The sequence below is a fragment of the Flavobacterium panici genome (assembly GCF_903819335.1).
GTDB lineage: Bacteria > Bacteroidota > Bacteroidia > Flavobacteriales > Flavobacteriaceae > Flavobacterium > Flavobacterium panici.
The window spans coordinates 1-25452 of sequence record NZ_CAIJDE010000056.1 but is presented as its reverse complement, the minus strand read 5'-3'; the positions used below and the strand labels follow the sequence as shown (position 1 = coordinate 25452).

Annotated in this window: 23 protein-coding genes and 1 tRNA gene; 4 read left to right on the top strand and 20 right to left on the bottom strand. The window is 34.0% G+C overall.

All coding sequences use genetic code 11. The annotated features are described in order from the left end of the window. Positions 1 to 16: 16 nt before the first annotated feature. The 17 genes from FLAPXU55_RS18095 to FLAPXU55_RS18015 form a co-directional block, all read right to left on the bottom strand. Positions 17 to 673, bottom strand: coding sequence for a TlpA family protein disulfide reductase (locus tag FLAPXU55_RS18095; RefSeq protein WP_180859931.1), 657 nt, complete (start codon positions 671 to 673; stop codon positions 17 to 19). Positions 674 to 879: 206 nt separating this feature from the next. Next, a tRNA-Arg gene (locus tag FLAPXU55_RS18090) sits at positions 880 to 953 on the bottom strand. Positions 954 to 1033: 80 nt separating this feature from the next. Next, entirely contained in the window at positions 1034 to 1483 is a 450-nt protein-coding gene (locus tag FLAPXU55_RS18085) for a GatB/YqeY domain-containing protein (RefSeq protein ID WP_053472100.1), read from the bottom strand. Positions 1484 to 1687: 204 nt separating this feature from the next. Continuing rightward, entirely contained in the window at positions 1688 to 3670 is a 1983-nt protein-coding gene (ftsZ, locus tag FLAPXU55_RS18080) for a cell division protein FtsZ (RefSeq protein ID WP_180859928.1), read from the bottom strand. 92 nt (positions 3671 to 3762) lie between these two features. After that, positions 3763 to 5169 (bottom strand): cell division protein FtsA, encoded by a 1407-nt coding sequence (gene ftsA, locus FLAPXU55_RS18075; protein WP_053472098.1) that lies wholly within the window; start codon positions 5167 to 5169, stop codon positions 3763 to 3765. 6 nt (positions 5170 to 5175) lie between these two features. Beyond that, positions 5176 to 5898: a cell division protein FtsQ/DivIB gene (locus FLAPXU55_RS18070; RefSeq protein WP_053472097.1), complete on the bottom strand. Its 723-nt coding sequence runs from the start codon at positions 5896 to 5898 to the stop codon at positions 5176 to 5178. Further along, positions 5885 to 7234, bottom strand: a complete 1350-nt coding sequence (gene murC, locus FLAPXU55_RS18065; protein ID WP_180859925.1) for a UDP-N-acetylmuramate--L-alanine ligase — start codon at positions 7232 to 7234, stop codon at positions 5885 to 5887. Before murC ends, FLAPXU55_RS18070 begins: the two co-directional genes overlap by 14 nt. 208 nt (positions 7235 to 7442) lie before the next feature. After that, positions 7443 to 8528: an undecaprenyldiphospho-muramoylpentapeptide beta-N-acetylglucosaminyltransferase gene (gene murG, locus FLAPXU55_RS18060; protein ID WP_180859922.1), complete on the bottom strand. Its 1086-nt coding sequence runs from the start codon at positions 8526 to 8528 to the stop codon at positions 7443 to 7445. A gap of 37 nt (positions 8529 to 8565) precedes the next feature. Beyond that, a complete protein-coding gene (locus tag FLAPXU55_RS18055) occupies positions 8566 to 9885 on the bottom strand; it encodes an FtsW/RodA/SpoVE family cell cycle protein (protein ID WP_180859920.1) in 1320 nt (439 codons plus the stop codon). A 50-nt stretch (positions 9886 to 9935) separates the two neighbouring features. Then, positions 9936 to 10295 carry a four helix bundle protein gene (locus tag FLAPXU55_RS18050; RefSeq protein WP_180859918.1) on the bottom strand — a complete coding sequence of 120 codons (360 nt, stop codon included), beginning with the start codon at positions 10293 to 10295 and terminating at the stop codon, positions 9936 to 9938. An 83-nt stretch (positions 10296 to 10378) separates the two neighbouring features. Beyond that, on the bottom strand, positions 10379 to 11710 hold the full coding sequence (gene murD / locus FLAPXU55_RS18045; RefSeq protein WP_180859916.1) for a UDP-N-acetylmuramoyl-L-alanine--D-glutamate ligase: 1332 nt from the start codon (positions 11708 to 11710) through the stop codon (positions 10379 to 10381). Continuing rightward, positions 11711 to 12943, bottom strand: coding sequence for a phospho-N-acetylmuramoyl-pentapeptide-transferase (gene mraY, locus FLAPXU55_RS18040; RefSeq protein ID WP_056204827.1), 1233 nt, complete (start codon positions 12941 to 12943; stop codon positions 11711 to 11713). Positions 12944 to 13044: 101 nt separating this feature from the next. Beyond that, positions 13045 to 14508, bottom strand: a complete 1464-nt coding sequence (locus tag FLAPXU55_RS18035; RefSeq protein WP_180859915.1) for a UDP-N-acetylmuramoyl-L-alanyl-D-glutamate--2,6-diaminopimelate ligase — start codon at positions 14506 to 14508, stop codon at positions 13045 to 13047. Beyond that, positions 14505 to 16520, bottom strand: coding sequence for a penicillin-binding protein (locus FLAPXU55_RS18030; protein ID WP_053472091.1), 2016 nt, complete (start codon positions 16518 to 16520; stop codon positions 14505 to 14507). Before FLAPXU55_RS18030 ends, FLAPXU55_RS18035 begins: the two co-directional genes overlap by 4 nt. After that, on the bottom strand, positions 16511 to 16858 hold the full coding sequence (locus FLAPXU55_RS18025) for an FtsL-like putative cell division protein (protein WP_180859914.1): 348 nt from the start codon (positions 16856 to 16858) through the stop codon (positions 16511 to 16513). Before FLAPXU55_RS18025 ends, FLAPXU55_RS18030 begins: the two co-directional genes overlap by 10 nt. Before the next feature lie 18 nt (positions 16859 to 16876). After that, positions 16877 to 17785 (bottom strand): 16S rRNA (cytosine(1402)-N(4))-methyltransferase RsmH, encoded by a 909-nt coding sequence (gene rsmH, locus FLAPXU55_RS18020; protein ID WP_180859913.1) that lies wholly within the window; start codon positions 17783 to 17785, stop codon positions 16877 to 16879. Then, complete coding sequence (locus tag FLAPXU55_RS18015; RefSeq protein WP_053472089.1) at positions 17760 to 18233, bottom strand: division/cell wall cluster transcriptional repressor MraZ; 474 nt, start codon at positions 18231 to 18233, stop codon at positions 17760 to 17762. The genes rsmH and FLAPXU55_RS18015 overlap by 26 nt, the downstream gene beginning before the upstream one ends. Positions 18234 to 18611: 378 nt before the next feature. Between FLAPXU55_RS18015 and FLAPXU55_RS18010 the strand changes: the two genes are divergently transcribed. Both FLAPXU55_RS18010 and yihA read left to right on the top strand, forming a co-directional pair. Next, positions 18612 to 19376: an alpha/beta fold hydrolase gene (locus FLAPXU55_RS18010; RefSeq protein WP_180859911.1), complete on the top strand. Its 765-nt coding sequence runs from the start codon at positions 18612 to 18614 to the stop codon at positions 19374 to 19376. Between the two features lie 42 nt (positions 19377 to 19418). Beyond that, on the top strand, positions 19419 to 20051 hold the full coding sequence (yihA, locus tag FLAPXU55_RS18005; protein WP_053472087.1) for a ribosome biogenesis GTP-binding protein YihA/YsxC: 633 nt from the start codon (positions 19419 to 19421) through the stop codon (positions 20049 to 20051). A 121-nt stretch (positions 20052 to 20172) separates the two neighbouring features. On the opposite strand, the gene gldC is transcribed toward yihA, so the two are convergent. Then, positions 20173 to 20508: a gliding motility protein GldC gene (gene gldC, locus FLAPXU55_RS18000; RefSeq protein ID WP_053472086.1), complete on the bottom strand. Its 336-nt coding sequence runs from the start codon at positions 20506 to 20508 to the stop codon at positions 20173 to 20175. Next, positions 20508 to 21461, bottom strand: coding sequence for a gliding motility lipoprotein GldB (gldB, locus tag FLAPXU55_RS17995; RefSeq protein ID WP_053472085.1), 954 nt, complete (start codon positions 21459 to 21461; stop codon positions 20508 to 20510). The genes gldC and gldB overlap by 1 nt, the downstream gene beginning before the upstream one ends. A gap of 122 nt (positions 21462 to 21583) precedes the next feature. Here gldB and nadE point away from each other — a divergent pair, with 122 nt between their 5' ends. Continuing rightward, the gene (gene nadE / locus FLAPXU55_RS17990) at positions 21584 to 22390 is read left to right on the top strand and encodes an NAD(+) synthase (RefSeq protein ID WP_053472084.1); all 807 of its coding nucleotides are present in this window, start codon (positions 21584 to 21586) and stop codon (positions 22388 to 22390) included. Positions 22391 to 22482: 92 nt separating this feature from the next. After that, positions 22483 to 23112 (top strand): response regulator transcription factor, encoded by a 630-nt coding sequence (locus FLAPXU55_RS17985; protein ID WP_026730588.1) that lies wholly within the window; start codon positions 22483 to 22485, stop codon positions 23110 to 23112. Between the two features lie 87 nt (positions 23113 to 23199). Here the strand turns inward: FLAPXU55_RS17985 and dnaG are convergent, their stop codons facing one another. After that, positions 23200 to 25266 carry a DNA primase gene (dnaG, locus tag FLAPXU55_RS17980; RefSeq protein ID WP_180859909.1) on the bottom strand — a complete coding sequence of 689 codons (2067 nt, stop codon included), beginning with the start codon at positions 25264 to 25266 and terminating at the stop codon, positions 23200 to 23202. Between the last annotated feature and the right edge of the window lie 186 nt (positions 25267 to 25452).

Here is a 25452-nt window from a genome sequence, read left to right as displayed (position 1 = left end):
GACTAAAATAGTTGTATTACAATGAGTTTTTCAATGTTTCAATAACTTCATTTTCGTTGTCTGTAATTAACCCTCCATAGACATTTAAAATGATACCATTTTTATCTAATATAATAGTCATTGGTAAAGCGTTTATTTTTAATTCATTAAGAAGTGGAAATAATGAATCTGTAATCTGGTCATAATCAAATTTATGTTTTTTGAGAAAATTCTCGACATCTACAGAACTATCAACTGTAATAGCCACAAAATTTACTGAATTATTAAACTGTTGCTTAATTCTATTCAAATCAGGGAATTCTTTAATACAAGGTTCGCAATTTATGGACCAAAAATTAATTAATGATGCTTTACCTTTTAGATAATTTTCATCATAATTTTTGCCTTCCTTATTTTTGAATTTTTGAATTTCGAATGCAGTACCAATTTTCTTTTTATGTTTTGTAAATGGATTTAAATAATCTAATTTAACCTCTTTTATGATTGAATCATTTCTTATAATAACTGCTTCTACTCCAACATTTATATTTCCTGTTTCAATCATATCATTTTTTTTCCTGTTGAAAGTTTTTTCATCCAGGATTGTACCATCAGGCATTTTAAAAAAATTAGTTTGAGCTAATATAGAATTTGAAATAAATAATAAAAACAGAATGGTTTTAATTTTAATCATAATTAAGTTTGATTTGTGCTATTAAAGTACTGTAATTTAATTAATTATTTTAGAAATCAATATACAAACGAAAAATAGAAACAAAGTAATTGTTTTACTCTACTAAGAATATAAATTTAGGTTTAAAATTAAAGACGCATAATGGATTTCGAACTATAAAAAAGGAAAGCCTGCAAAATAATATTTTGCAGGCTTTCCTTTTTTAGTGACCGCGGAGGGGTTCGAACCCCCAACCCTCAGAGCCGAAATCTGATATTCTATCCAGTTGAACTACGCGGTCAAATATTTAAAATTCAATTTTTTTTAAATCCCAAATTCCAATCGTAAAATTGGAATTTGGAATTTAAATATTGGAATTTACTAAGAAAGTAATTTTTTCACAATTGTAGAAATTGTTTTTCCTTCAGCAGTTCCGCCTAATTGAGCAGAAGCTAATCCCATAACTTTACCCATTGAAGCAATTCCTGAAGCTCCGGTTTCAGCGATAATTTTTGCAACTACAGCTTCTACCTCTTCTTCACTTAACTGTGCTGGTAAAAACTTCTCGATTACCGCAACCTGAGCCAATTCTGGTTCAGCTAAATCAGGACGGTTCTGTTCTGTAAAGATTCTTGCACTTTCTTTACGAGTTTTAACTAATCTTTGAAGTAATTTAATTTCTTCATCTTCTGATAATTCTTCTTTAGATCCAGAAGCTGTTGAAGCTAATAATAATTCAGATTTAATTGCTCTTAAAGATTCTAATGCTACTGTATCTTTTGCTTTCATGGCAGTTTTAATCTCTTCCATGATTTGTGTTTGTAAACTCATCTTTTATTTTTTTATTTGAATAAGCTAGTGCTTATAAATTGATATCTGTATTGAAAGTGTTCTCGACTTCGCTCGAACTGACAACAAAATTAACTTTAAAAGTCAGGTAAAGAAGTCAAATTTCTAAATTCTGTGCGAAGATAAAAAAAATAACCCGAAAATTAAATCCAATTTTCGGGCTATCCTAATATTATGATTGTAAAATTAATCTACGTTGTCGTGCAAAAATGAATTGTTTGAACGCAATTGCAAATCGTTGTTACTATCTGTTCCAACCGAAATTCTTGAATTTGTATTGTTTGATTGAGAATTCGATAAATCGATTCCTAATCTTTTGTAAGCCGGCTCTTTTTCCAACTCATCGATTCTTGAAACGTTATTGTGGAATTTATAATTAAATTCTTTTAGTTTCTTTCTTCTTTCTTCAGCTCTTAAACGAAGTGTTTCCTCAATTGTTAATTCCATTGGAGAAACTTCTGAAGTTGTTGTAAAATCAGGCTGACTTGCAAAATCAACTCTTGGTTTTAAAGTAATGTTCAATTCCTCAGGAACTGTATCTTCGATTACTTTTTCAACTGGTTTAGAAGCTGTTAATTCGTTTTCAACTTCCATATATTCTTCTAACGAATATTTGATAATTCCGTTATCAGAAAGTTCTGTTACAGGAACAAATGAAACTGGATCGTTTACTTTAATATTACGAGTTTCGTTTGTTAACTCAAACATGATTTTATTTTCCTGCTCTGCAGCTGGCTCTCTTCTCACTTCTGGCTCAGACTTGAAAAGTGGTAAATCAAATGAAAAAGTCGTTTGTTCTTCTCTTTCAAAAGTTCTTTGCTGTTGTACAGGTTTTACTTCCTGAACGACTGCTGCCGGAGTTGAAATTTTAAAATCAATATCTGTAATTGGCGAAACGATTTCAAAAGTTACGTCAAGGTTTTTAATAAACTCAGACATCACTACCAATTCTTCCTGATTAATTGTTGGCGTTGTTACCGGCGCAACTGGAGTTTGAATTACGGGAGCAACCGTATCTTCCATTAAATCAAAAACTACTTTGTCTTCTGTTTTTGCAATTGGTGTTTCTGCATTTAAATCAAAAGAAGTAAGTGGTCTGTTCGTTAAATTATGAACACTTCTCTGCTCATCTTCTAACGTATGAATAATCTTTTTAGGCTCCGTATTAACGATTTCGTTTTGTTGTTCAACATCAAAACCAGTAGCAATAATGGTTACAGCAATAGCTTCACCAAGAGTTTCGTCTTCACCAACTCCCATGATAATATTTGCGTTGTAACCTGCTTCTGCTTGGATGTGATCGTTGATTTCTCCGATTTCGTCAAGCGTTATTTCGTTAGATCCAGAAACGATAAGCAACAATACGTTTTTGGCTCCTGTAATTTTATTGTCATTTAATAATGGAGAATCTAATGCAGATACAATCGCATCTTTTGCTCTGTTTTCTCCTTCTGCCACAGCAGATCCCATAATAGCCGTTCCGCTGTTTGCCAAAACTGTTTTAGCATCGCGTAAATCGATATTTTGAGTATAGTGGTGCGTAATTACTTCAGCAATACCTCTAGAGGCTGTTGCTAAAACTTCATCCGCTTTTGAGAATCCTGCTTTGAAACCAAGATTTCCGTAAACTTCTCTTAATTTATTATTGTTGATTACAATTAAAGAGTCAACTTGTTTACGTAATTTTTCAATACCCAATAAAGCTTGCTCCTGACGTACTTTCCCTTCAAACTGAAACGGAATTGTCACGATACCTACTGTAAGGATCTCTCTTTCTTTTGCTAATTGTGCAATTACGGGAGCGGCACCTGTTCCGGTTCCTCCACCCATACCTGCAGTAATAAATACCATTTTAGTACCACGGTCTAACATTTTTTCAATGTCGGCGATACTTTCAATAGCAGACTGTTGTCCTACATCAGGATTTGCTCCTGCTCCTAAACCTTCTGTTAAATTCATACCTAACTGAATTTTGTTAGGTACTGAACTATTTTGCAATGCTTGTGAATCGGTATTACAAACGATAAAATCTACACCTTTAATGCCTTGCTTAAACATGTGGTTAATCGCGTTACTACCACCTCCACCTACACCTATTACTTTGATTACATTTGATTGATTTTTCGGTAAATCAAATGAAATACTTCCAAATTCTGAGTTGCTCATCATCTTTTTGGTTTTTGAAATTCTTATTTAGTACATTTTTTACTTCTTGACTTGGGGCAAAAAGTAATCCTTTTCTCTTATTATTCGGCTTATATTTACTCAGCGTTGTCTAAAAAATCTTTGATTTTATCGACATATCTATCAAAAAATGATCTTCTTATTTTTGTCTCTGTAGATTCTGCTGCAACCTTTGTCGTTTTCACTTCTCTTGGCTCTTCAAAAGTTTCTACTTGTTCAACGTAGTTTTCTTCAACTTCGTATCGCTGCACCGGCGGAGGAACGTTTCTATAAACAACTTTTGGCTGTTCATTTACTACTTCCATTCTAATCGCGCTTTGCGTGCTGTTCTCGATGCTGTTCATTACTAATCCAACTGCGGTTGCAAATAACGGACTAGAAATTTCTTCACTTGAGTTCCCTGCTAAATGCTCGTTTGGATATCCTATTCTGGTATCCATCCCAGTAATATACTCTACTAATTGTTTAATATGTTTTAACTGAGCTCCACCACCTGTAAGAACAATTCCTGCAATTAATTTTTTGCGGGGATCTTCGTGTCCGTAAGCTTTGATTTCTGCAAAAACCTGCTCTACAATTTCCACTACACGGGCGTGAATAATTTTAGATAAGTTTTTAAGCGAAATCTCTTTTGGCTCTCTGCCTCTTAAACCAGGAATAGAAACAATTTCGTTGTCTTTATTTTCTCCCGGCCAAGCTGATCCGAATTTTATTTTTAAAAGCTCTGCTTGTTTTTCAATAATCGAACAGCCTTCTTTAATATCATCTGTAATTACATTTCCTCCAAAAGGAATTACAGCGGTATGACGAATAATTCCGTCTTTAAAAATGGCTAAATCTGTAGTTCCGCCACCAATATCGATAAGCGCAACTCCAGCTTCTTTTTCTTCCTGACTTAAAACTGCATCTGCCGAAGCTAATGGTTCTAATGTCAATCCTGATAATTCGATTCCTGAACTCTGAATACATCTTCCAACATTTCTGATTGAAGAAGCCTGCCCTACTACAACGTGAAAACTAGATTCTAATCTTCCGCCGTACATCCCTATTGGCTCTTTTATTTCAGACTGTCCGTCGATTTTAAATTCCTGCGGCAGAACGTGAATAATTTCTTCTCCCGGTAACATCGCCAGTTTATTTACCTGATCGATTAAAAGCTGAATATCTTTTTCGCCAATTACTTCTTCCGGATTGTTACGACTGATGTAATCTGTATGCTGAATACTTCTGATGTGCTGTCCGGCGATACCCACAACAACATCTTTTATTTTGTAACCTGAATTGTTTTCTGCTTCAAGTATTGCTTGCTGAATCGATTGAATAGTCTGCGTAATGTTGTTTACTACACCTCTCGCAACACCTAAACTTTTGGATTTTCCAATACCCAAAATTTCAAGTTTGCCATATTCATTCTTCTTGCCTATCATGGCAACTATTTTTGTCGTTCCAATATCTAGACCTACTGCAATGTTATCTTTTTCCATTTTCTATTATTTTGTGCAAACTACTTGTTCCGTAAACCTAAGGTCAATCTTGCTGTATTTATATAACGAACTATCTAAAACTGCTTTTTGAAAAAACGCTTTATAGTTTCTAAATTTTTTATCAACATTCATTGTACGACCAAAATCTATGAAGTAATCATAGTTTCGGTTAAACATTTTTAGGCTGCCATTAGGCATAATTTGTATCGCAATGATGTTTTTTTTCAAAAACGCATCGTCGTAAATTGTGCGAAATAAAGCAGCTAAATCTTCGTTATTTTTTTCATTTATTGCCCCTGAAACAAGAGGAACTCGCGCCGTAAAATTATCTGACAAGGGCATTTTATTTCCCTCATAGTCAATATAAAAAGAGCGATCACCATCATAAACTCGCGCTATTGGTGTCTTCTGTTTTACTACCGCTTTTAGAACACCGTCGATACTTACAAAAACATCTGACTTCTCAATCATGTCCTGCGTATCAAGGTTTTTTTCTATCTTATTCAAATCTACTTCATCTTTTCTAATACTGGAAGCGTCCCTTTTATTTTCTATCAACAATTTATTAACTATTTCCGGTTTTACAAAAAGCGTATTTTCTCCTACAAAAACAACCATGGATTTTTTCAATTTTCTATCTCCATTTCGGTGTTGTGCGAAAGAATATAAAAAAAGAACAAGCCCTAAAATGAGTACTAATCGAATATTTGTCCAATTAAATATTTTCATTCAGCATTTTTTTAATTGACGGTACCATTTCACCAATATCACCAGCTCCTATTGTTACAATTATTGGCGCATCACTGGCTTTAATCTGCACTAATAAATCTTCTTTTGCAACAATTTTTTTGTTCGAATTGGTCATTTTTCCTAACAGCCATTGCGATGTAATCCCTTCCATCGGTAATTCGCGTGCCGGATAAATATCCATTAAAAACACTTCGTCAAACTGAGATAAGCTTTCGGCAAATCCATCAGCAAAATCTCTTGTTCTGCTGAACAAATGCGGCTGGAAAATCGCCAAAACTTTACGTCCCGGATATAATTCCCTAACTGCTTGATGAACAGCATTTATTTCTGTTGGATGATGTGCATAATCATCTATATAAACTAATTTTTCAGATTTAATCTGATATGAAAAACGTCTTCTGATTCCGTTAAACGAGGCAATAGCTTTTGCGATGGCATCGGTTGGGGTACCATAAGTTTTTGCCATCGCAATAGCCATTAAACCATTCATAAGATTGTGTTTTCCTGGCAGTCCGAAATGAAGGTCTTTTATAATTTCTAATGGCGTCTGCACATCAAAAACATAACTTCCGTCTTCAATTCGAACATTATATGCTTTGTATACAGCATCTTCATTTATAGCACATTGAACTCCGTCAAGAGGTAATTCTTTGGTTATAAACAATTTGCTTTTATCTTCAACTTTAGAAGCAAACTCCACAAACGAAGCTTCAATAGCATCACTTGTTCCGTAAATATCCAAATGATCAGCGTCCATTGAGGTTACGCAGGCAATATTTGGGTGTAAATGCAGGAACGAACGGTCAAATTCGTCGGCTTCTACAACGGTTACCGTTTTTCCGGTTCCAATTAAATTAGAATTATAATTCTCTACAATTCCGCCCACAAATGCTGTAACATCTGCACCGCTTTCGTATAGAATATGTCCTAAAATACTTGACGTTGTTGTTTTACCGTGTGTTCCGGCAACTGCGAAACTAAAAGTATCCTTAGTGATAATCCCTAAAACCTCGGCACGCTTTTTAATTTCGTAATTTCTTTCGATAAAATAATTCCATTCTGAATGTGTTTTTGGAACTGCAGGTGTAAAAATCACCAGCGTATTTTCTACATAATAATCAGACGGAATTAAACCAATATTGTCTTCAAAATGAATATCAATACCACTTTCAATTAATTCACTTGTCAGCATTGACGGTGTTTTATCGTAACCTGAAACTTGTTTCCCGATATATTTAAAATAGCGGGCCAAGGCACTCATTCCGATTCCTCCGATGCCAATAAAATAAACGTTTTGTATTTGATTTAAATTCATTTTGATTCTTGCTTTAAGCATTATGCTTTAGGCTTTAAGCCTTTAAACTTTCTCCTTTAATTCTATTTTAAGACTTTTCTACTGCTTTTAATCCCATAAAAAACTAGTAATTAAGCCTTTGTGTTTTTCTTGTTCTTATTTGACCAAATTGCCTAAAATAACGTTGCACAATTCTCCAAATGTTTCATAATTTTTATAAAAAGTTATATTATAACAACTTTTTAATTTCTTCTACAATTACTTTTGTCGCATCTGGTTTTGCCAGTTTTTTAATATTTGCGCTCAATTGTTTTTGTTTTCCATCATCTTTCAGCAGCGCTTCAAAAACAATGCTAAACTCGCTGTCTAGTTCAGTTTCTTTCAACAAAATCGCACCTTTAGCCTCTACAATGGCCTGTGCATTTTTTGTTTGATGATCTTCGGCTACATTTGGTGACGGAATAAAAATTACCGGTTTCCCTACAATGCATAATTCTGAAACTGATGATGCTCCTGCTCTTGAAATAATTACATCTGCGGCAGCGTAAACAAAATCCATTCTTTCAATAAAATCAACAACTCTTACGTTTTGCTGATTGTGTTTTTTATAATCTTCAAAATATAATTTTCCGCACTGCCAGATGATTTGAACATCCTGCGAAAGAAAATTTGACAATTCTTTTTCAATTAACTGATTGATTCTTCTTGCGCCTAAACTTCCGCCCAGCACCAGCAATGTTTTTTTATCTGGATCTAAACCATAAAAAGCAATTGCTTCATCTCGTCTATTATCAATATCAATTAAATCCTGACGAACCGGGTTTCCTGTCAAAACGATTTTATCTTTTGGAAAAAAACGTTCTAAATTTTCATAGGCCACACAAATTGCATTCGCTTTTTTGCTTAGCAGTTTGTTTGTAATTCCCGGAAAAGAGTTTTGCTCCTGAATTACCGTTGGAATCCCTGCTCCTCCTGCTGCCTGTAATAATGGTCCGCTGGCAAAACCTCCCGTTCCTATTACAACATTTGGTTTAAACTGTTTGATGATTCTTCTTGATTCTAACAAACTTGTTGCTAATTTTAGAGGAAACATCATATTCTGCAAGGTTAATTTTCTTTGTAAACCAGCAATCCAAAGACCTTTTATTTCATAACCTGCCTGAGGTACTTTTTGCATTTCCATTTTATCTTTGGCACCTACAAAAAGAAATTCAGCATCAGGAAATTGTAATTTTAATTCATTTGCAATAGCAATTGCAGGATAGATATGTCCACCTGTTCCGCCTCCGCTTAGTATGAATTTATACTTTGTCATATCTCGTAATAGTTATCGTTAAACTATTTATCCTTTATTATTTGTTTAAAACTGCATTCATCGGATTTCTTGAATTATCCTGAATTGAATACATCGCTTCTTCTTCGTAAATTTCTTCTCTTTCATCAACCGGCAAATCTTCTTCTGCCAATTCTTTATCTATTAATCTTTGAAGTGCTTCTTTTCTTCTTTCTTTTTCTTCTTGTTCTTCGGCGATTTCTTCGTCTTTCTTGGTTACACTAATGATAATTCCAAGTGAGAAACAAGTCATCCAGATGGAACTTCCTCCTGAACTTATCAACGGAAGCGTCTGTCCTGTTACCGGCAGCAATTCTACTGCAACAGCCATATTAATCATGGCCTGAAATATCATAGGAAATCCGAGTCCGACGACGACTAGTTTTCCGAATAATGTATTGGCTTTATGCGACGCAATCACAAATCGGAACAATAACAATAAATAGAGAACTAAAATTGAAACTCCGCCTACTAAACCATATTCTTCTACTACAATAGCATAAATAAAATCGGAAGATGATTGTGGTAAAAAGTTCTTTTGAACACTTTTTCCCGGTCCTAATCCACCTAATCTTCCAGACGCAATTGCAATTTTTGCTTTTTCAATTTGATAATCATCTTCGTCTGGCTTATCTGTGGTAAAGTTCATAATACGACTTTCCCATGTTGATACCCTGCTGAAGAATCTTGATTCTGGAAATGCCTTTGCTACCAAAAGGAAAAAGGCTAACATCGCAATTCCTGACCCAATGATAAAAGCAATATATTTTAATGGATATTTACCAATAAATGTCAGCATCATTACCATTGCAAAAATCAATGCTGTGGTTGAAAAGTTGGCTGGTAATATTAATGCCAAAGTAATAAACACCGGAACCCAAAGCTGAACAAATGAGGTTTGAAACGGCTCATTTTCTTCTTTAGTTTTTGACAAATAACGTGCTACATAAATAAACAATACGCTTGCCGCTAATGTTGATGTTTGAAACGTAATTCCAATGAACGGTACCTGAATCCAACGACTTGCATTTGCTCCTGCAATTACAGTTCCTTTCAACAAGGTATATAATAACAATAACCAAACTACCGGAAGTGCAATTTTTGAAATGGCTCTAAAATAATGATACGGTACTTTATGAACCCAGTAAATAATGAGGAAACCGATGCAAACGTGTGCCAAATGTTTTACCAGATAACCTAATGTATTTCCGGTTCCATGACCGATATACGCCAGATTACTACTCGCACTAAAAACAGGCATAAACGAAAACAACGCCAATAAAGCCACGAATGACCATATTACCCTATCTCCTTTTAGTTTGTTTACCAATTGCTTCATTGTAGATTTCTGATTTTAGATTTTAGATTATTTTCTAAAACCTTCGGTTTTTATTTATTTATTCTTCTGTTTACTGTTTTTAAACTGCTTACAAAAATGGCTGTTAGTTCATTTCCTTCTTTCAAAATCATTTCTAATTCTGATTTATCGCTCCAATCTTTTTCTTTTATAATTTCTAGCCAAAATAGAGTTTCATCAGATTCTTCTAAAACTATATTCATTTTTGAAATAAATTCTTTATCGCTTCTCGCTCTGCAAACTGCCCTGTAATTTGCTCCAACAGATGTACCGCTTCTCACAATTTGATTTGCAATTACTTTTACAATGTATGTACCAGGTAATTTTTCAGCTAAACCAATTACACTCAAAGAGAACTTTTTTGTTCTCAACTTCATTTCATCCGTCGTCATAATCAAAAAGAACTTAAAAAATTTATTAATCTAAAATCTCAAAGTTTAGAAACAATCTAAAATCTAAACTCTAAAATCTAAAATTATAAATTATGAACCGCTTGCTTGAATTGTTTTCCACGATCTTCGTAGTTTTCGAATAAATCGAAACTTGCGCAGGCTGGAGACAATAAAACAGCGTCACCTTTTTCAGTTAATTTTTGAGCTGTTTTTACAGCGTCGTTCATGTTATTTACTTCAACCATAATATCAACAACATCACCAAAAGCGTTAATAATTTTATGGTTATCAACTCCAAGGCAGATAATGGCTTTTACTTTTTCACGAACCAATGGCATTAATTCGTTGTAATCGTTTCCTTTATCAACTCCTCCTACAATCCAAACGGTTGGAACATTCATGCTGTCTAAAGCAAAGAAAGTAGCGTTTACGTTTGTTGCTTTTGAATCGTTGATGTATTGTACATTCTGGATTTTTAATACTTTCTCTAAACGGTGTTCAACACCTTGAAAATTAGATAAACTTTCACGAATTGTTGCATTTCTAATTTGCATCAATTTTGCTACAGAGCTTGCTGCCATTGCGTTTTTCATATTATGTTTTCCTTCTAACGCAATGTATTCTGTTTCCATTGTAAACTCTTCTTGGTTGATCTTTATTTCCATTTTGTTGTTATTTATAGAAGCTCCTTCGTCAAAACTTTTTGTCAATGAAAAAGGAATTAATTTTGCTTTTGTTTTGTTATTTTTTAACCATTCTGCGCTTGCCTCGTCGTCTGCATCATAAATGAGATAATCGCTTTCGGTTTGATTCATCGTTATTCGGAACTTCGAGTTGATATAATTTTGATATTTATATTCGTATCGATCTAAATGATCCGGGCTTATGTTCGTTATTATCGCTATATCCGGCCTATATTCTATTATTCCGTCTAACTGAAAACTGCTTAATTCAAGAACGTATGCGTCGTATTTATTTTCGGCTACCTGCCAGGCAAAACTCTTTCCTATATTTCCTCCCAAACCTACATTTAGTCCGGCCGATTTAAGCAAATGATACGTGAGCATTGTTGTTGTTGTTTTACCATTACTTCCAGTAATTCCAATTGTCATTGCTTCTGTATAAGGGACGGCAAATTCGATTTCCGAAATTACTTTTACTCCTTTTTCAATCAACTTTTTAACTATCGGAGATTTATCTGGAATTCCGGGGCTTTTCATCACCACATCAGCATTTAGAATCAAATCTTCTGTATGCTGTTCTTCTTCCCAGGCAATTTTATTAATGATAAGAACTTCTTTATAGCTTTCTTTTATCTTTCCAAAATCCGATACAAAAACATCGTAACCTTGTTTCTTTCCGAGAATGGCGGTTCCAACCCCACTTTCTCCTCCTCCTAATACCACTAATCTCATTTATCTTAATTTTAAAGTAACGATTGATAATATGGCTAACATTACAGCAACAATCCAGAAACGGGTCACAATTTTACTTTCGTGATATCCTTTTTTCTGATAATGATGGTGCAATGGCGACATCAGGAAAATTCTTCGGCCTTCGCCAAAGCGTTTCTTCGTATATTTAAAATAAGTTACCTGAATAATTACTGAAGCACTTTCGGCAAGGAAAATTCCGCAGAATAAAACAATCAATATTTCTTTACGAACTGCAATCGCTAAAACGGCAATGATTCCTCCAATGGTCAAACTTCCTGTGTCTCCCATAAATACGGATGCCGGAAATGAATTGTACCAAAGAAATCCAATTAAAGCTCCAACAAAGGCAGATATAAAGACGGTCATTTCTCCCGAATTGGGTATGTACATTATATTTAGATAGTTGGAGAAAATAATATTTCCTGAAACGAATGTAAATATTCCGAGTGCGAGTACCGAGACTGCGGAGGTTCCGGCTGCGAGACCATCGATTCCATCTGTTAAATTTGCTCCGTTTGAAACTGCTGTGATGATAAAAATTACAACCGGAATAAATACCAGCCAAGCCCATTTTTCATATCCGTCTCCCATAAATGACAGGACTTCGGCATAATCAAATTCATTATTTTTTACGAAAGGAATTGTAGTTGCTGTCGATTTTTCTTCAACTGGCGCCGGCAAAACTACCGTTGTGCTCACATTTGATTTAAAAACATCTGTACGCCCTGTATCTGTTCTTACTGTCACGGCTGGATTAAAATATAGAACTGCTCCAACTATTATCCCAAGACCAACCTGACCAATTACTTTGAAAATTCCTTTTAATCCTTGTTTGTCTTTTTTGAATATTTTGATATAATCGTCAACAAAACCAATAGTTCCCATCCATAATGTAGTTACAATAAGCAATACGATATAGATATTATGAAGTCTTGCAAATAGAAAAACCGGAATTAATGTGGCAAAAATGATGATTAATCCTCCCATTGTTGGTGTACCAGCTTTCTCGTTTTGACCTGCTAAACCAAGTTCACGAACTGTTTCCCCAACTTGCTGGCGGCGCAAAAAGTTAATCACCCTTTTACCATAAATAGTTGACAAAAGCAATGAAAGCATAAATGCTAAAGCCGATCTAAAAGTGATGTACTGGAATACTCCTGTTCCTGGTAAATCTAATGTTTTGTCAAAATATTCAAATAAATAGTACAGCATATTTTTCTATTTTTTAAATTCCAATTTTGAATGAAATTCCAATTTTTAAATCCCAAATTCCAACGTTATATTGGATTTTGGAATTTGGAATTTTCATTTTGTTATTTTCCTAGTTGGTCTAAAATTTCTTTTACAGTCTCCATATCGTCAAAATGATGGCGAACACCATTTATTTCCTGATAGGTTTCATGCCCTTTTCCGGCAATCAGAATAATATCATTTGGCTGTGCCAATTGACAAGCGGTTTTAATAGCTTGTTTTCTATCCGTAATTCTCAATATTTTTTTATAATTATGAGCTTCTATACCTTGTTCCATTTCATCGAGAATCACTTCAGGATCTTCGTTTCTTGGATTATCTGATGTTAAAATTGCTTTATCACTAAGATCTGTCGCAATTTTTGCCATAATTGGTCTTTTTGTTTTATCTCTGTTTCCGCCGCACCCCACAACTGTAATCAATTGTTCGTTTTTTGTACGGATATCATCAACCGTTTTTAGAACATTTTCTAAAGCATCCGGCGTGTGTGCGTAATCTACAATTGCTGTTATTTTTGAATCGGTAACAATGTATTGAAAACGACCCGAAACACTTTCTAAATCAGACAGTAAGCGTAATGCTTCCAAGCTATCCATTCCTAACTCAACTGCAGTTCCATAAATCGCCAGAACATTGTAAGCATTGAAAGTCCCGATTAGTTTTACCCAAACTTCATTGTCGTTTACTTTTAATAATAAACCAGACAATTGGCTTTCTAAAATTGTTGCTTTAAAATCAGCATACGATTTTAGTGCGTATGTAAACTTTCTTGCAACGGTATTTTGCAGCATTACAGTTCCGTTTTTATCATCGATGTTTGATAATGCGAAAGCTGTTTTTGGCAGTGAATCAAAAAATGATTTTTTTACATCTCTGTATTCAGCAAATGTTGCGTGATAATCTAAATGATCGTGCGAAAGATTCGTGAAAATTCCGCCTACAAAATGCAAAGCTTCTGTACGTTTTTGGTGGATTCCGTGTGAACTTACTTCCATAAAACAGTGCGTAACTCCAGCTTCAATCATTTCATTTAAATAATGATTGATTGTAATTGAATCTGGCGTTGTATGCGTTGCCGGATATTCCGTATCATCAACCATGATTTTTACGGTTGATAATAAACCAACTTTAAATCCTGCTTTTTGAAACAATTGAAATAATAATGATGCAATTGTTGTTTTTCCGTTTGTTCCTGTTACGCCTACTAATTTTAGTTTTGAAGATGGATCTTCAAAATAATTAGCAGCAATAAAAGCCAATGCTGTATTGGTATCTTTTACCTGAATATAGGTTACTTCTTTCTCAATATTTTGAGGAAGTGTGTCACAAATAATAGCTTTTGCACCTAACTGAACCGCTTTTTCGATATAATCGTGCCCGTCAGATAAGGAACCGCGAATGGCAACAAAAACATCATTTGATTCTACTTTTCGGGAATCAAATTCAATTTTCTGGATGCCGACTTCTGTCGAACCTGCAACAGATTCGATAGCTACTTTGTATAATATGTCTTTTAGTATTTTCACGATAATTCTAATACTATAGTTGTGTTTTTATTTATAGTTTCCCCTGCCTGAATAGACTGCTTTTTCACCTTTCCTACTCCTATTACTTTTACTTTAATTTTCACATTAAGATTTTCAAGCAAAGCAACGGCATCCATTCCCGGCATTCCTTTTAAATTAGGAATTGCATTTGATTTTTTTCTTGATTCTACATCGTACTTCTCGTAACTGCTTTCTTGTTTTGCAATTTTAGAATCAAGTTGTTTAATTTTATTTGTTGATGGTGCGTCTGTAAATATTTTTTGGGCAATTCTTTTAAAAACCGGCCCTGCAACGTCTGCTCCGTAATAATTATTTTTTGATGTATTTGGTTTGTGAACCACTACAATACAAGAATATTTAGGATGATCTGCCGGAAAATATCCAACGAAAGAAGATGCATAATACAATGCTGATTTTCCTTCTTTTCCTCCATAATTCATCTGAGCCGTTCCTGTTTTTCCTGCCATCGAAAAATCTTTAGAATACAACTTAGAACCTGTTCCTTTTTTAACGACATTCAGCAATACTGCTTTCAGTTTTTTAATAGTCTCCGGCGAACAAACTCTTGGGTTTATTACTTCAACATCAAACTTTTTGATGGTTTTGTTCCATTCTTTAATTTCAGAAACAAATTGCGGTTTTACCATTACACCATTATTGGCAACTGAATTATAATATGCCAAAGTCTGCATTGGCGTAACCGAAACATTATATCCAAAAGCCATCCACGGAAGCGTAGTTCCTGACCAATGTTTGTCTCCAGGTTGCGGAATATACGGTCTTCCTTCTCCTTTAAAATGTAATCCTAATGTCTTATTTAATCCGTAACTATTAATATGATTCACAAACTTAGACGGATTACTTTTATAATTTTCATAAACCGCCTGAACCATAACTGTGTTTGACGAAAGTTCAAATCCGCGTGCTAATGAAACTTTTCCATAACCACCTTTGTGCGAATCATTAACAGCTCGCCCGTAATATTTAACTTGTCCTCCGTGACTATCGAAAACTGTACTTGTATCGGCTACTTTATCTTCTAAAATTGCCATTAAATCAACTAATTTAAAAGTCGATCCCGGTTCATGAGATTCTGCAATTGCGTAATTTGTTGTTTCGTAATACGATCCGTCTTCTGCTCTTCCTAAATTTGAAATTGCTTTTACATGTCCGGTTTCTGTTTCCATAACTACTACACAACCGTGATCTGCTTCGTAATCTTCCAGTTGTTTTAGTAATGCGTGATGCGCAATATCCTGAATGAAAACATCTATTGTCGAAATCACATCATAACCGTCAATTGGGTCTACTTCGTTTAAATCACGAATTGGTTTCCATTGGCCTTTTGCAATTTTTTGTTTTAGGATTTTCCCGTCTTTTCCGTTCAAATAACTTTTAAAAGCCCATTCGATTCCTTTTCCAACTTCAACTCCGGTTGCAGGATCAATACGGTCGTAACCAATTGTTCTTTCGGCAATTTTTCCAATCGGATGTTTTCTAACCGTTTCCTGCTCTACAATAATTCCGCCTTTAAAAGCGCCTAAATTGAATAATGGAAAACCTTTAATTTTCACATATTCGGTATAACTTAAATTGCGCGCAATCAAATAATAACGATTTTTGTTTTCTCGCGCTTTTCTTAATTCTTTTTCATAATAACCTGATGGTCTGTCTAAAATCGTTTCTAAAGAATCAGATAATGGTTTTACATACTTTTCAAAAGTTTCTTTTTTTGGCGCTTTTGCATCAAAACGAATTTCATAATTCGGAATTGATGTTGCCAGTAAACTTCCGTCCGCAGAATAAATATTTCCTTTGTTTGCCGGAATTACAAAATTTCTAACGGTACGCTGTTTTGCCAGTTTTCTGTAATAATCTCCTTCAACCCATTGAATATTGGTTAATTTAACAACAATAGCAATTGCCATCAAAAAGATGAAAACTGCTACGAGGTAAATTCTGTAGGATATATGTTTATCGTCTACTGCCATATTCTTTTAAAGAAACTTTTTTCTTCTTCTTTTTTAACTTCTATTTTTGTTGGAGGAACTGTTGATGGATAAATTTGCTTTTCAAGCATTTTATCTGATATCGTCGATTCCATTTTTAACTTCATCAGTTCTGAACGTCGATCTACAAATTCAGATCTCAATTCTTTTACTTCATTATTTAGTTTTGCGATTTCAAAAACCTTTTGTTCGTATCGCTGTGTATTTGCAATCATCAAAATGGCCAGCAGAATTATAAAAACTATGAATCGCCAGTTTTTTACCGCGTCATCGTTTATTAGAAACCTTGCCTTTAATATGCTGAATAATCCACCTTTCATTTTTTCTACCTATATATATTATATCTTTTCGGCAATTCTCAATTTTGCACTTCTTGCTCTGTTGTTGATTTTGATTTCTTCATCATCTGGAACAATCAGTTTTCCTATTGTTTTGAACGGTACTGAAAAATTTCCGAAAAAATCTCTTTCCGGCTCTCCTTCAAACATTCCGTTTTTAATAAATCTTTTTACCAGTCTGTCTTCTAAAGAATGGTATGAGATTACTGAAAGTCTCCCACCCGGATTCAAAATCTCTAACGATTGCTCAATAAATTCTTTTAGAACGTCCATTTCCTGATTTACTTCAATTCGAATAGCCTGATAAATCTGAGCCAATATTTTGTTTCGAACTTTCTCAGGTAAAAATTTCTTCAAAACGTCTTTTAATTCATCTGTCGTTTTGATAGGATAATCTCTTCTCGCTTCTACAATTGTTCTGGCTAAAACCGGCGCGTTTTTCAACTCCCCATAATCAAAAAAAACACGACGTAAATCCTGTTCTTCATATTCGTTAACCACTCGGTAAGCATTTAAATCATTTTTCTGACTCATCCGCATATCCAGCTCGGCATCAAATCGGGTTGAAAAACCTCTTTCCGGAACATCAAACTGATGTGATGAAACTCCTAAATCTGCCAAAATCCCGTCAACCGATTTAATACCATGAAAACGAAGAAATCTTTTTATAAATCTGAAATTCTCATTAATTAAAGTAAACCTTTCGTCCGGCAAGGCATTTGCTAAAGCATCTTCATCCTGATCAAAGGCGAATAACCTTCCGTTTGGCCCTAAACGTCTCAAAATTTCTTTTGAGTGCCCGCCGCCGCCAAACGTTACATCTACGTAAATGCCGTCTGGCTTAATATTTAAACCATCAACTGTTGGATGAAGTAAAACTGGATTATGATATTCCATTGTCGTCGTCATTGATATTTCCCATTACTTCTTCGGCTAAATCTGCAAAATCCATATCTTCGCCGCTTATTGATTTTTCGTATAAATCTTTATCCCAAATCTCCACAATATTAACCGCAGATGAAAAAACAACATCTTTAGCAATACCAGAAAAAGTCACCAAATCTTTTGGCACTAACAATCTTCCTAATGCATCAATCTCTACCACTTTTACGCCGGCAGTAAATCTGCGAATGAAATCATTGTTCTTTTTTACAAAACGATTCAACTTGTTAATTTTCGCCATCATCAAATTCCACTCATCCATTGGGTACAACTCTAAACATTGCTGAAAAACAGAGCGCTTCAAGACAAAACCGTCCTGAAGGGAAGAAGCCAATTGCTTTTTTAAAGGTGCAGGTATCATTAACCTCCCTTTAGCATCGACTTTACACTCATATGTTCCTACAATTGTGTTCAAGAAAATCCACTTAACATGTTATACAGCAAAAATATAAAAAAAATTACCACATATTACCACTAAATACCACTTTGTTAATAAGTTTAACCACATTTCTACCACTTCACTTAATTATTATCAAATCAACACTTTAGATATTAATCAGTTTAAGAATTGAATCTTTTAACAATTAAAAAAAATAAATAGTCTTTCTCTTAAAAAAGTAATTATAATGCAATGATTTTAACAATTCCGTAATATCACAAAACACACTCTAAAAGCTGATTTTTAAACACTTATATATTCGACTAAAATTATGTAGTTAAAAAATGGCAGCAAAAATTCATTTTTATTTATTAAACCCTATATTTGTCGAAATTGAAATTGGCATTAAACTAGATGGACAAAAACTACAAAAAAGAAGGCAAATACAGCTATTTTGAAGCTGGCGAAGGAACCCCTATTGTAATTTTACACGGGTTAATGGGAGGCCTTAGTAACTTTGATGGTGTAGCAGAATATTTCCCAACAAAAGGATACAAAGTTGTTATCCCTGATTTGCCAATATACACACAAAGCATTTTAAAAACGAATGTAAAAAGCTTTGCTAAATACGTTAAGGATTTCATCACTTTTAAAGGTTTTGACAAGGTTATTTTATTAGGAAATTCATTGGGAGGACATATTGCACTCTACCATACAAAATTATATCCTGAAAAAGTAGCCGGACTTGTAATTACCGGAAGTTCTGGACTTTACGAAAGTGCAATGGGAGACAGTTATCCTAGAAGAGGTGATTATGAATACATCAAGAAGAAAGCTGAAGATGTGTTTTATGATCCAAAAATTGCTACTCCTGAACTTATCGATGAAGTATATGCGACGGCTAACGACCGCATCAAACTGATTAAAACTTTAACGATTGCAAAGAGCGCTATTCGTCATAATATGGCTAAAGATTTACCAAAAATGACAGTTAAAACCTGTATTATTTGGGGTAAAAATGACTCTGTAACGCCGCCAAATGTTGCCGAAGAATTTGATAAATTATTGCCAAATTCAACTTTGTATTGGATTGACAAATGTGGACACGCAGCTATGATGGAACATCCTCAGGAATTTAATGAAATTCTTGAAAAATGGCTTACCGAGCAGAAATTATAGCCTCTAACTTTCGATTTTAAGGAGGTTTTAAAAAACAAGAATATGAAAATTAATACCGCCGAATTTATCATCAGTAATTCTGATGCATCAAAATGCCCGAAAGATTTTCTGCCGGAATATGCATTTATAGGCAGATCAAACGTTGGTAAATCATCTTTGATTAACATGATTACCAATCATAAAAATTTAGCAAAAACATCTGGAAGACCAGGAAAAACACAGCTGATAAATCACTTTAAAATCAATAACAATTGGTTTTTAGTCGATTTACCGGGTTATGGTTATGCTAAAGTTTCAAAAAAAACAAAATCAATTTTCCAGCAGTTTATTACGGATTATTTTGAAAACAGAGAGCAGTTAGTCTGTGCATTTGTTTTGATTGATATTCGTCATGAAGCTCAAAAAATTGACATTGAATTTATGTCTTATATGGGAGAAAGTGAAATTCCGTTTTGCATTATTTTCACCAAAGCCGATAAAATCAGTAAAGTAAAAATTGATTCACATATTGCGGCTTACAAAAAACAAATGTATGCTAACAATTGGGCCGAAATGCCTCATTATTTTGTAACCTCATCTACAGAATCTATCGGAAAAGAAGAACTTTTGACTTATATTGATGAAGTAAATCAGGAGGTTTTTAAAAGCAACAGCGGGTTTTTAGATTCGATTTAGAAATATAAATTCCAATTTTTTAAATTCCAAATCCCAATAAAAAGATTAAATTTTAAAATATAAAAAATCCCAAACTCCAGCCTTAAAATTGGAATTTGGGATTTTTTTATTGGAATTTAAACTACTTTGTCAATTCCAGTTTCTCTGCAAAGTAATCACAGAAATCTTTCATTGTATCTGACATTTTTTCGTCGTCTGTAGCACGTTTAAAAGTATCAGCCATTGCTACTAAAGTCTGGTGAAAGAAAATTTTCATTTCGTCTACCGGCATATCTTTTGTCCAAAGGTCAATACGCATTGTTTCTTTTGCTTTACTGTCCCAAATTGACAACATTATTGCTTTTGCTTCTTCGGCTTGAACACCTCCATCTTGTGCGCTCCAGGTTAATTTTTCCGGAACACGGTTTTCGTCTAACTCGACGTTGAATTTAATTTCTGATTGTATTGTATTTGACATTATTTCTTAGGTTTATATTTTGACTTTTCGAAAATTTCTTTTGCATTCACTTTTAATAATTCTGACAGTGGTACATTGTTGTTTTTCATATAGGAACGAACAATCTGCCAGCCAATCCACGCGCCGACTCTTCCCGGAGAATCGTTGTCTATTTCTAAATAGAATTTAGAAAATGGAGCCGGTGCTATAAATCGTGTTGTTAATTTAGGATCTAAACTGTACAACATTTCACTTTCTAGAAAATAACGCCACATGTAGCTTTCATTTTCTTCACACCATTTTATTTGCTCAGGTGTGTAACCCATTTTTTCTGCATCTGTATAATTAGGCAGAAGCAAATCTTTTGCATACAATTGTTTCCCTTCAAAAATCATTTGAGAAACTAAATTTTTATCCGGATAAGCCGGAATGTTTCGGTAGGTAAAACTCGAAACTACATCTGGCATAATTTGCTTTTCTTCAAAATTGTATTTTAAATAGGCCGGAAACTCATAAAATTTATGATCTTTTCCTAAATACAGTTCTAAAGCAACCACAACTAAGCTGTCTGCATAAATTGCTTTTGCATTATAATCCATTTCACCTATTACAGTAACAACTTTTGGTGTTTTAGTTTTAGGGAAATAATATTTTACATGTTTAAAAAGCTCATTGAATTCTTCACGGACAGGTTCAAAATTGCTGTATTTTTTTTGCACCTCTTCGTAAACTTCTCTCCAAATTGGCTCTTTCATTTTTTGAAGCCAGACGTTATCATCGTTCCCGGGAAAAAAGTATGGATATTGTTTCTTTAGTTTGGCAAGATCCTCTGGTTTAGTTTCAAAAAACGCTTTATCAAAACGTTCTACTTTTATATCTACCGGAATTTCTTCAACCTCTTTTTCAACCTTTGTTTTTTGGTCACAAGACAAAAAAAACAAGCACAGAACCACTACAAAGCGATAAATTTTCATTTTATTTTATTTAGATTTGTGTTGCTGGATTTTTAAATACATATTACATATATATGTAGTATATGTAGTTTAAAAAATAATTCTGCAAATATACATCCCTCCATCTTAAAACTTGAACTATTATGGCTAAAAAAAGCACAATTCAAACAGAAAAAGTAAATACACATATTGTTGAATGGTTAAAAAATTATGCTGCTAATGCAAAAGTCAACGGATTTGTAATCGGAATCTCAGGCGGAGTTGACTCTGCAGTGACCTCTACGCTATGTGCACAGACCGGTTTGCAGGTTTTATGCGTAGAAATGCCGATTCATCAGGCTGAAAGTCAGGTATCAAGAGGAAGAGAACATATTGATCAGTTAAAAAAACGTTTTCCAAACGTTTCGAGTGTAAAAACAGATTTAACTGACACTTTTGAGGCGTTTAAGTCATCTGTACCAACTTCAAAAGATTCAACAAAAGTTAATTTATCATTAGCCAACACAAGAGCGCGTTTAAGAATGACTTCTTTATACTATCTAGCTGGTATTCACGGGCTTTTAGTGGCCGGAACGGGGAATAAGGTAGAAGATTTTGGTGTAGGATTCTACACAAAGTATGGTGATGGTGGTGTTGACCTAAGCCCAATTGCTGACTTAATGAAGTCAGATGTTTATGCTTTAGGTGAATTTTTAACTATTCCAAATTCAATTTTAACAGCTGCTCCAACTGATGGACTTTTTGGAGATAACAGAACAGATGAAGATCAATTAGGAGCAAGTTATGATGAACTGGAATGGGCGATGATCGCCGCGGAGTCAGGAAAATCGGCAGATGACTTCAACGGGAGAGAAAAATCTGTCTTTGAAATTTATAAAAGATTAAACACCAGCAACAAGCATAAAATGGATGCAATACCAGTTTGTTTGATACCAAAAACGTTAAAATAAAATTTTTAACATTTGTCAACAATTAATTACAGAATTTATTTATTAATTTTACAATTCCAAAAACATGATAACAATTCTAAAAAGGTAAAATTATGATTAAAGTATGTCTTGCAGACAATCATCCTGTGACTCACTTTGGCGTTAAGTCTTATTTCAAAGACCACGATCAAATTTCAATTGTTGCCAACGTAGGCAATTTTTCAATGGTTAGAGATATTCTTCAAACGAAGGAAATCGACATTCTAATCTTAGATCTAGAATTAGAAGGACTTTCAAGTATCTTCGAAGTTAAATCAATCTTGAAAAATTTCCCGAAGACAAAAATTGTAATTTTCAGTGACCTAGCTGAGCAAATGTATGCTCCAAATGCTATTAAAGCAGGAGTATCCGGGTATGTACACAAAACAGAAAAACTTGAAACTTTAGGTCTTTCTATTATTAAAGTACATGAAGGAAAAATTATCATCAACGAAACAGTTCGCAAAAACATGGCCCTTATTGCTAAACAAAGCAAGAGCGAACGTTTGTACAGAAAACTTTCTAACCGTGAAATCGAGGTTTTGCGTTATTTAAGTGATGGTAAGAAAAACAATGAGATTTCTAAAATCTTAAATCTGAACGAGAAAACGATCAGTACTTACAAACTAAGATTATTAACTAAATTAAACGTTACTAATTTAGTAGACTTAGTAAATAAGGCTAAGACTTTAGAAATTATTTAATTTGATGGTATCCTGATTCGCTTAGGCCAGAATCATCGACCATAAAAAAAGCTCTATATTGTTTATCACTATAGAGCTTTTTGATTTTTATCCGCCATGGTAAGGAACGACTACCCTTCCCAGCTTTTTAGAAAAATTATTCAATAATTTAGAATAATCTACTACCATCATCAACAATTCTGAATTATCTTCCTGCGGATCAGAAATAAGTGAATTTTTTAATTCATGAATAAGTTTTGAAACCAAAAACCATCTCATAGAAAATATAGTCTCTGAAACGTTTTGTTCGATAGTTTCATTTTTATGTTTCGGAAAAATATTCTGTCCTTCCCAATTGTGGATGTTTACTTTTTCATCTTCCATTAAAATATTGGTCACTTCCTGCGCAAAATCAGGTTGTAAGTGCATCAAATATTTATCAAGACTAAAAGCCTCATTTTGATTATAGAATTCAATAATATTAGTGTAAATATTTTGAAATAATGTGTTTGAAAGTTCTACCTCATCTTCCTGAAGACTCAAATAAACTTTTTCGTAAACTCTGTATCTTCTTTTTTCACTAATTTCTTTAACATTTCCTTCTTCATCTGCTTTCAGGAAAACATCTTCAAAATCTTCTTCTACACTTCCGTAAAGCAATAATATTTCAATAATTTTTCTTTCGAAACCGTATAAGATATCTACTTTCTCTTGTTCTGCCGGATACCCAAAATCACCCGGATAATCATCCGGCGGTCCGTTTCTTGGATCTTCGGGATCTCCTCCAGAATAATTGGCATTTTTTGAAGGCTGATTTCTAACAACATCAAAAGGTTTTTGTTCCTGCTTTTGTTTTTTATTAGCGTCTGCAAGATCTTTTTGAATTAACTGCGCCAGCGTACTTACCAAAACCTGCTCCGAGATATCCATGATTCGGGCACATTCCTGAATGTATACTTCACGCTGAATACGGTCTGGTATTTTAGAAATACTAGTGACCATATCACGAATCAAGTCTGCTTTTTTGATTGGGTCGTTTTTAGCTTCATTCATCAAGATCGAAGCCTTAAACTGTATAAAATCTTTACTGTTTTCTTCTAAATAAGCAACTAATGCGTCATGCGAGTTTTTGCGCGCAAAACTATCAGGATCATCTCCGTCAGGAAAAGTACAAACCCTAACATTCATACCTTCTTCCAGAATCAAATCGATTCCTCGAATAGAAGCTCGTAATCCGGCAGCGTCACCATCAAAAAGTACCGTAATATTTTTGGTCAAACGATTCACTAATCGGATTTGATCCGGTGTTAAAGCTGTTCCTGAAGAAGCTACAACGTTCTCAATTCCGGCTTGATTAAACTGAATAACATCAGTATAACCTTCTACCAAATAACAATTATTTAGTTTTGCAATTGACTGCTTTGCCTGATAAATTCCGTACAGGACTTTACTTTTATGGTAAATGTCACTTTCGGGCGAATTCAGGTATTTTGCTGCTTTTTTATCGTTGGTTAAAATACGTCCTCCAAAACCTAAAACGCGCCCCGACATACTGTGAATTGGGAACATTACACGACCTTTAAAACGGTCAAAAGGACGGTCTTCTCTGGCAATTGTCAAACCTGTACTTTCCAGAAATTCTAATTTATAGCCTTTTCCTAGTGCTTCTTTAGTCAATGCATCCCAGGTTTCCGGTGAATATCCTAAATTAAATTTTTTGATTGTTTCGGCAGTAAATCCTCTTTCTTTAAAATAAGATAAACCAATGGCTTTTCCTTCTTCGGTATTAACCATAACATCTTCAAAATACTTTGCAGCAAATTCTGAAACCAGATACATGCTTTCACGAACATCCGTCATTGCCTTTTCAGCATCTGTCTGTTCGGTTTCTTCGATTTCAATATTATATTTTTTGGCTAAATACCGAATGGCTTCAGGATAGGTAAAATGCGAGTGTTCCATCAAAAAAGCAACTGAATTTCCGCCTTTTCCGGAACTAAAATCTTTCCAGATTCCTTTTGCAGGCGAAACCATAAACGAAGGCGAACGCTCATCAGAGAACGGACTCAAACCTTTGTAGTTACTTCCTGCGCGCTTTAAATTGACAAAATCACCAATAACCTCCTCAACGCGAGCAGTTTCAAAAACAGAATCTATTGTACTTTGTGAAATCAAAACGTAATTTATTTTTTAAAAATTATAGCTTGTAAAAGTACATAAATCAATCTTGAATTTTTAGAATTTAAAATAAAAAAAGTGCCTCTTTTAGACTGCACCCAAAAGTTTAGACAAATTAATAATTAAGTTTTATAATAATGAGCTCGATATTGTATCGGGCTCATTCCTTTTAGATTAAGTTTA

Bases quoted from the DNA above. Each gene is read 5' to 3' on its own strand.
- FLAPXU55_RS18095 (WP_180859931.1), bottom strand. From the start codon at position 673: ATGATTAAAATTAAAACCATTCTGTTTTTATTATTTATTTCAAATTCT.
- FLAPXU55_RS18085 (WP_053472100.1), bottom strand. From the start codon at position 1,483: ATGAGTTTACAAACACAAATCATGGAAGAGATTAAAACTGCCATGAAA.
- ftsZ (WP_180859928.1), bottom strand. From the start codon at position 3,670: ATGATGAGCAACTCAGAATTTGGAAGTATTTCATTTGATTTACCGAAA.
- ftsA (WP_053472098.1), bottom strand. From the start codon at position 5,169: ATGGAAAAAGATAACATTGCAGTAGGTCTAGATATTGGAACGACAAAA.
- FLAPXU55_RS18070 (WP_053472097.1), bottom strand. From the start codon at position 5,898: ATGAAAATATTTAATTGGACAAATATTCGATTAGTACTCATTTTAGGG.
- murC (WP_180859925.1), bottom strand. From the start codon at position 7,234: ATGAATTTAAATCAAATACAAAACGTTTATTTTATTGGCATCGGAGGA.
- murG (WP_180859922.1), bottom strand. From the start codon at position 8,528: ATGACAAAGTATAAATTCATACTAAGCGGAGGCGGAACAGGTGGACAT.
- FLAPXU55_RS18055 (WP_180859920.1), bottom strand. From the start codon at position 9,885: ATGAAGCAATTGGTAAACAAACTAAAAGGAGATAGGGTAATATGGTCA.
- FLAPXU55_RS18050 (WP_180859918.1), bottom strand. From the start codon at position 10,295: ATGACGACGGATGAAATGAAGTTGAGAACAAAAAAGTTCTCTTTGAGT.
- murD (WP_180859916.1), bottom strand. From the start codon at position 11,710: ATGAGATTAGTGGTATTAGGAGGAGGAGAAAGTGGGGTTGGAACCGCC.
- mraY (WP_056204827.1), bottom strand. From the start codon at position 12,943: ATGCTGTACTATTTATTTGAATATTTTGACAAAACATTAGATTTACCA.
- FLAPXU55_RS18030 (WP_053472091.1), bottom strand. From the start codon at position 16,520: ATGGCAGTAGACGATAAACATATATCCTACAGAATTTACCTCGTAGCA.
- FLAPXU55_RS18025 (WP_180859914.1), bottom strand. From the start codon at position 16,858: ATGAAAGGTGGATTATTCAGCATATTAAAGGCAAGGTTTCTAATAAAC.
- rsmH (WP_180859913.1), bottom strand. From the start codon at position 17,785: ATGACGACGACAATGGAATATCATAATCCAGTTTTACTTCATCCAACA.
- FLAPXU55_RS18010 (WP_180859911.1), top strand. From the start codon at position 18,612: ATGGACAAAAACTACAAAAAAGAAGGCAAATACAGCTATTTTGAAGCT.
- yihA (WP_053472087.1), top strand. From the start codon at position 19,419: ATGAAAATTAATACCGCCGAATTTATCATCAGTAATTCTGATGCATCA.
- gldC (WP_053472086.1), bottom strand. From the start codon at position 20,508: ATGTCAAATACAATACAATCAGAAATTAAATTCAACGTCGAGTTAGAC.
- gldB (WP_053472085.1), bottom strand. From the start codon at position 21,461: ATGAAAATTTATCGCTTTGTAGTGGTTCTGTGCTTGTTTTTTTTGTCT.
- nadE (WP_053472084.1), top strand. From the start codon at position 21,584: ATGGCTAAAAAAAGCACAATTCAAACAGAAAAAGTAAATACACATATT.
- FLAPXU55_RS17985 (WP_026730588.1), top strand. From the start codon at position 22,483: ATGATTAAAGTATGTCTTGCAGACAATCATCCTGTGACTCACTTTGGC.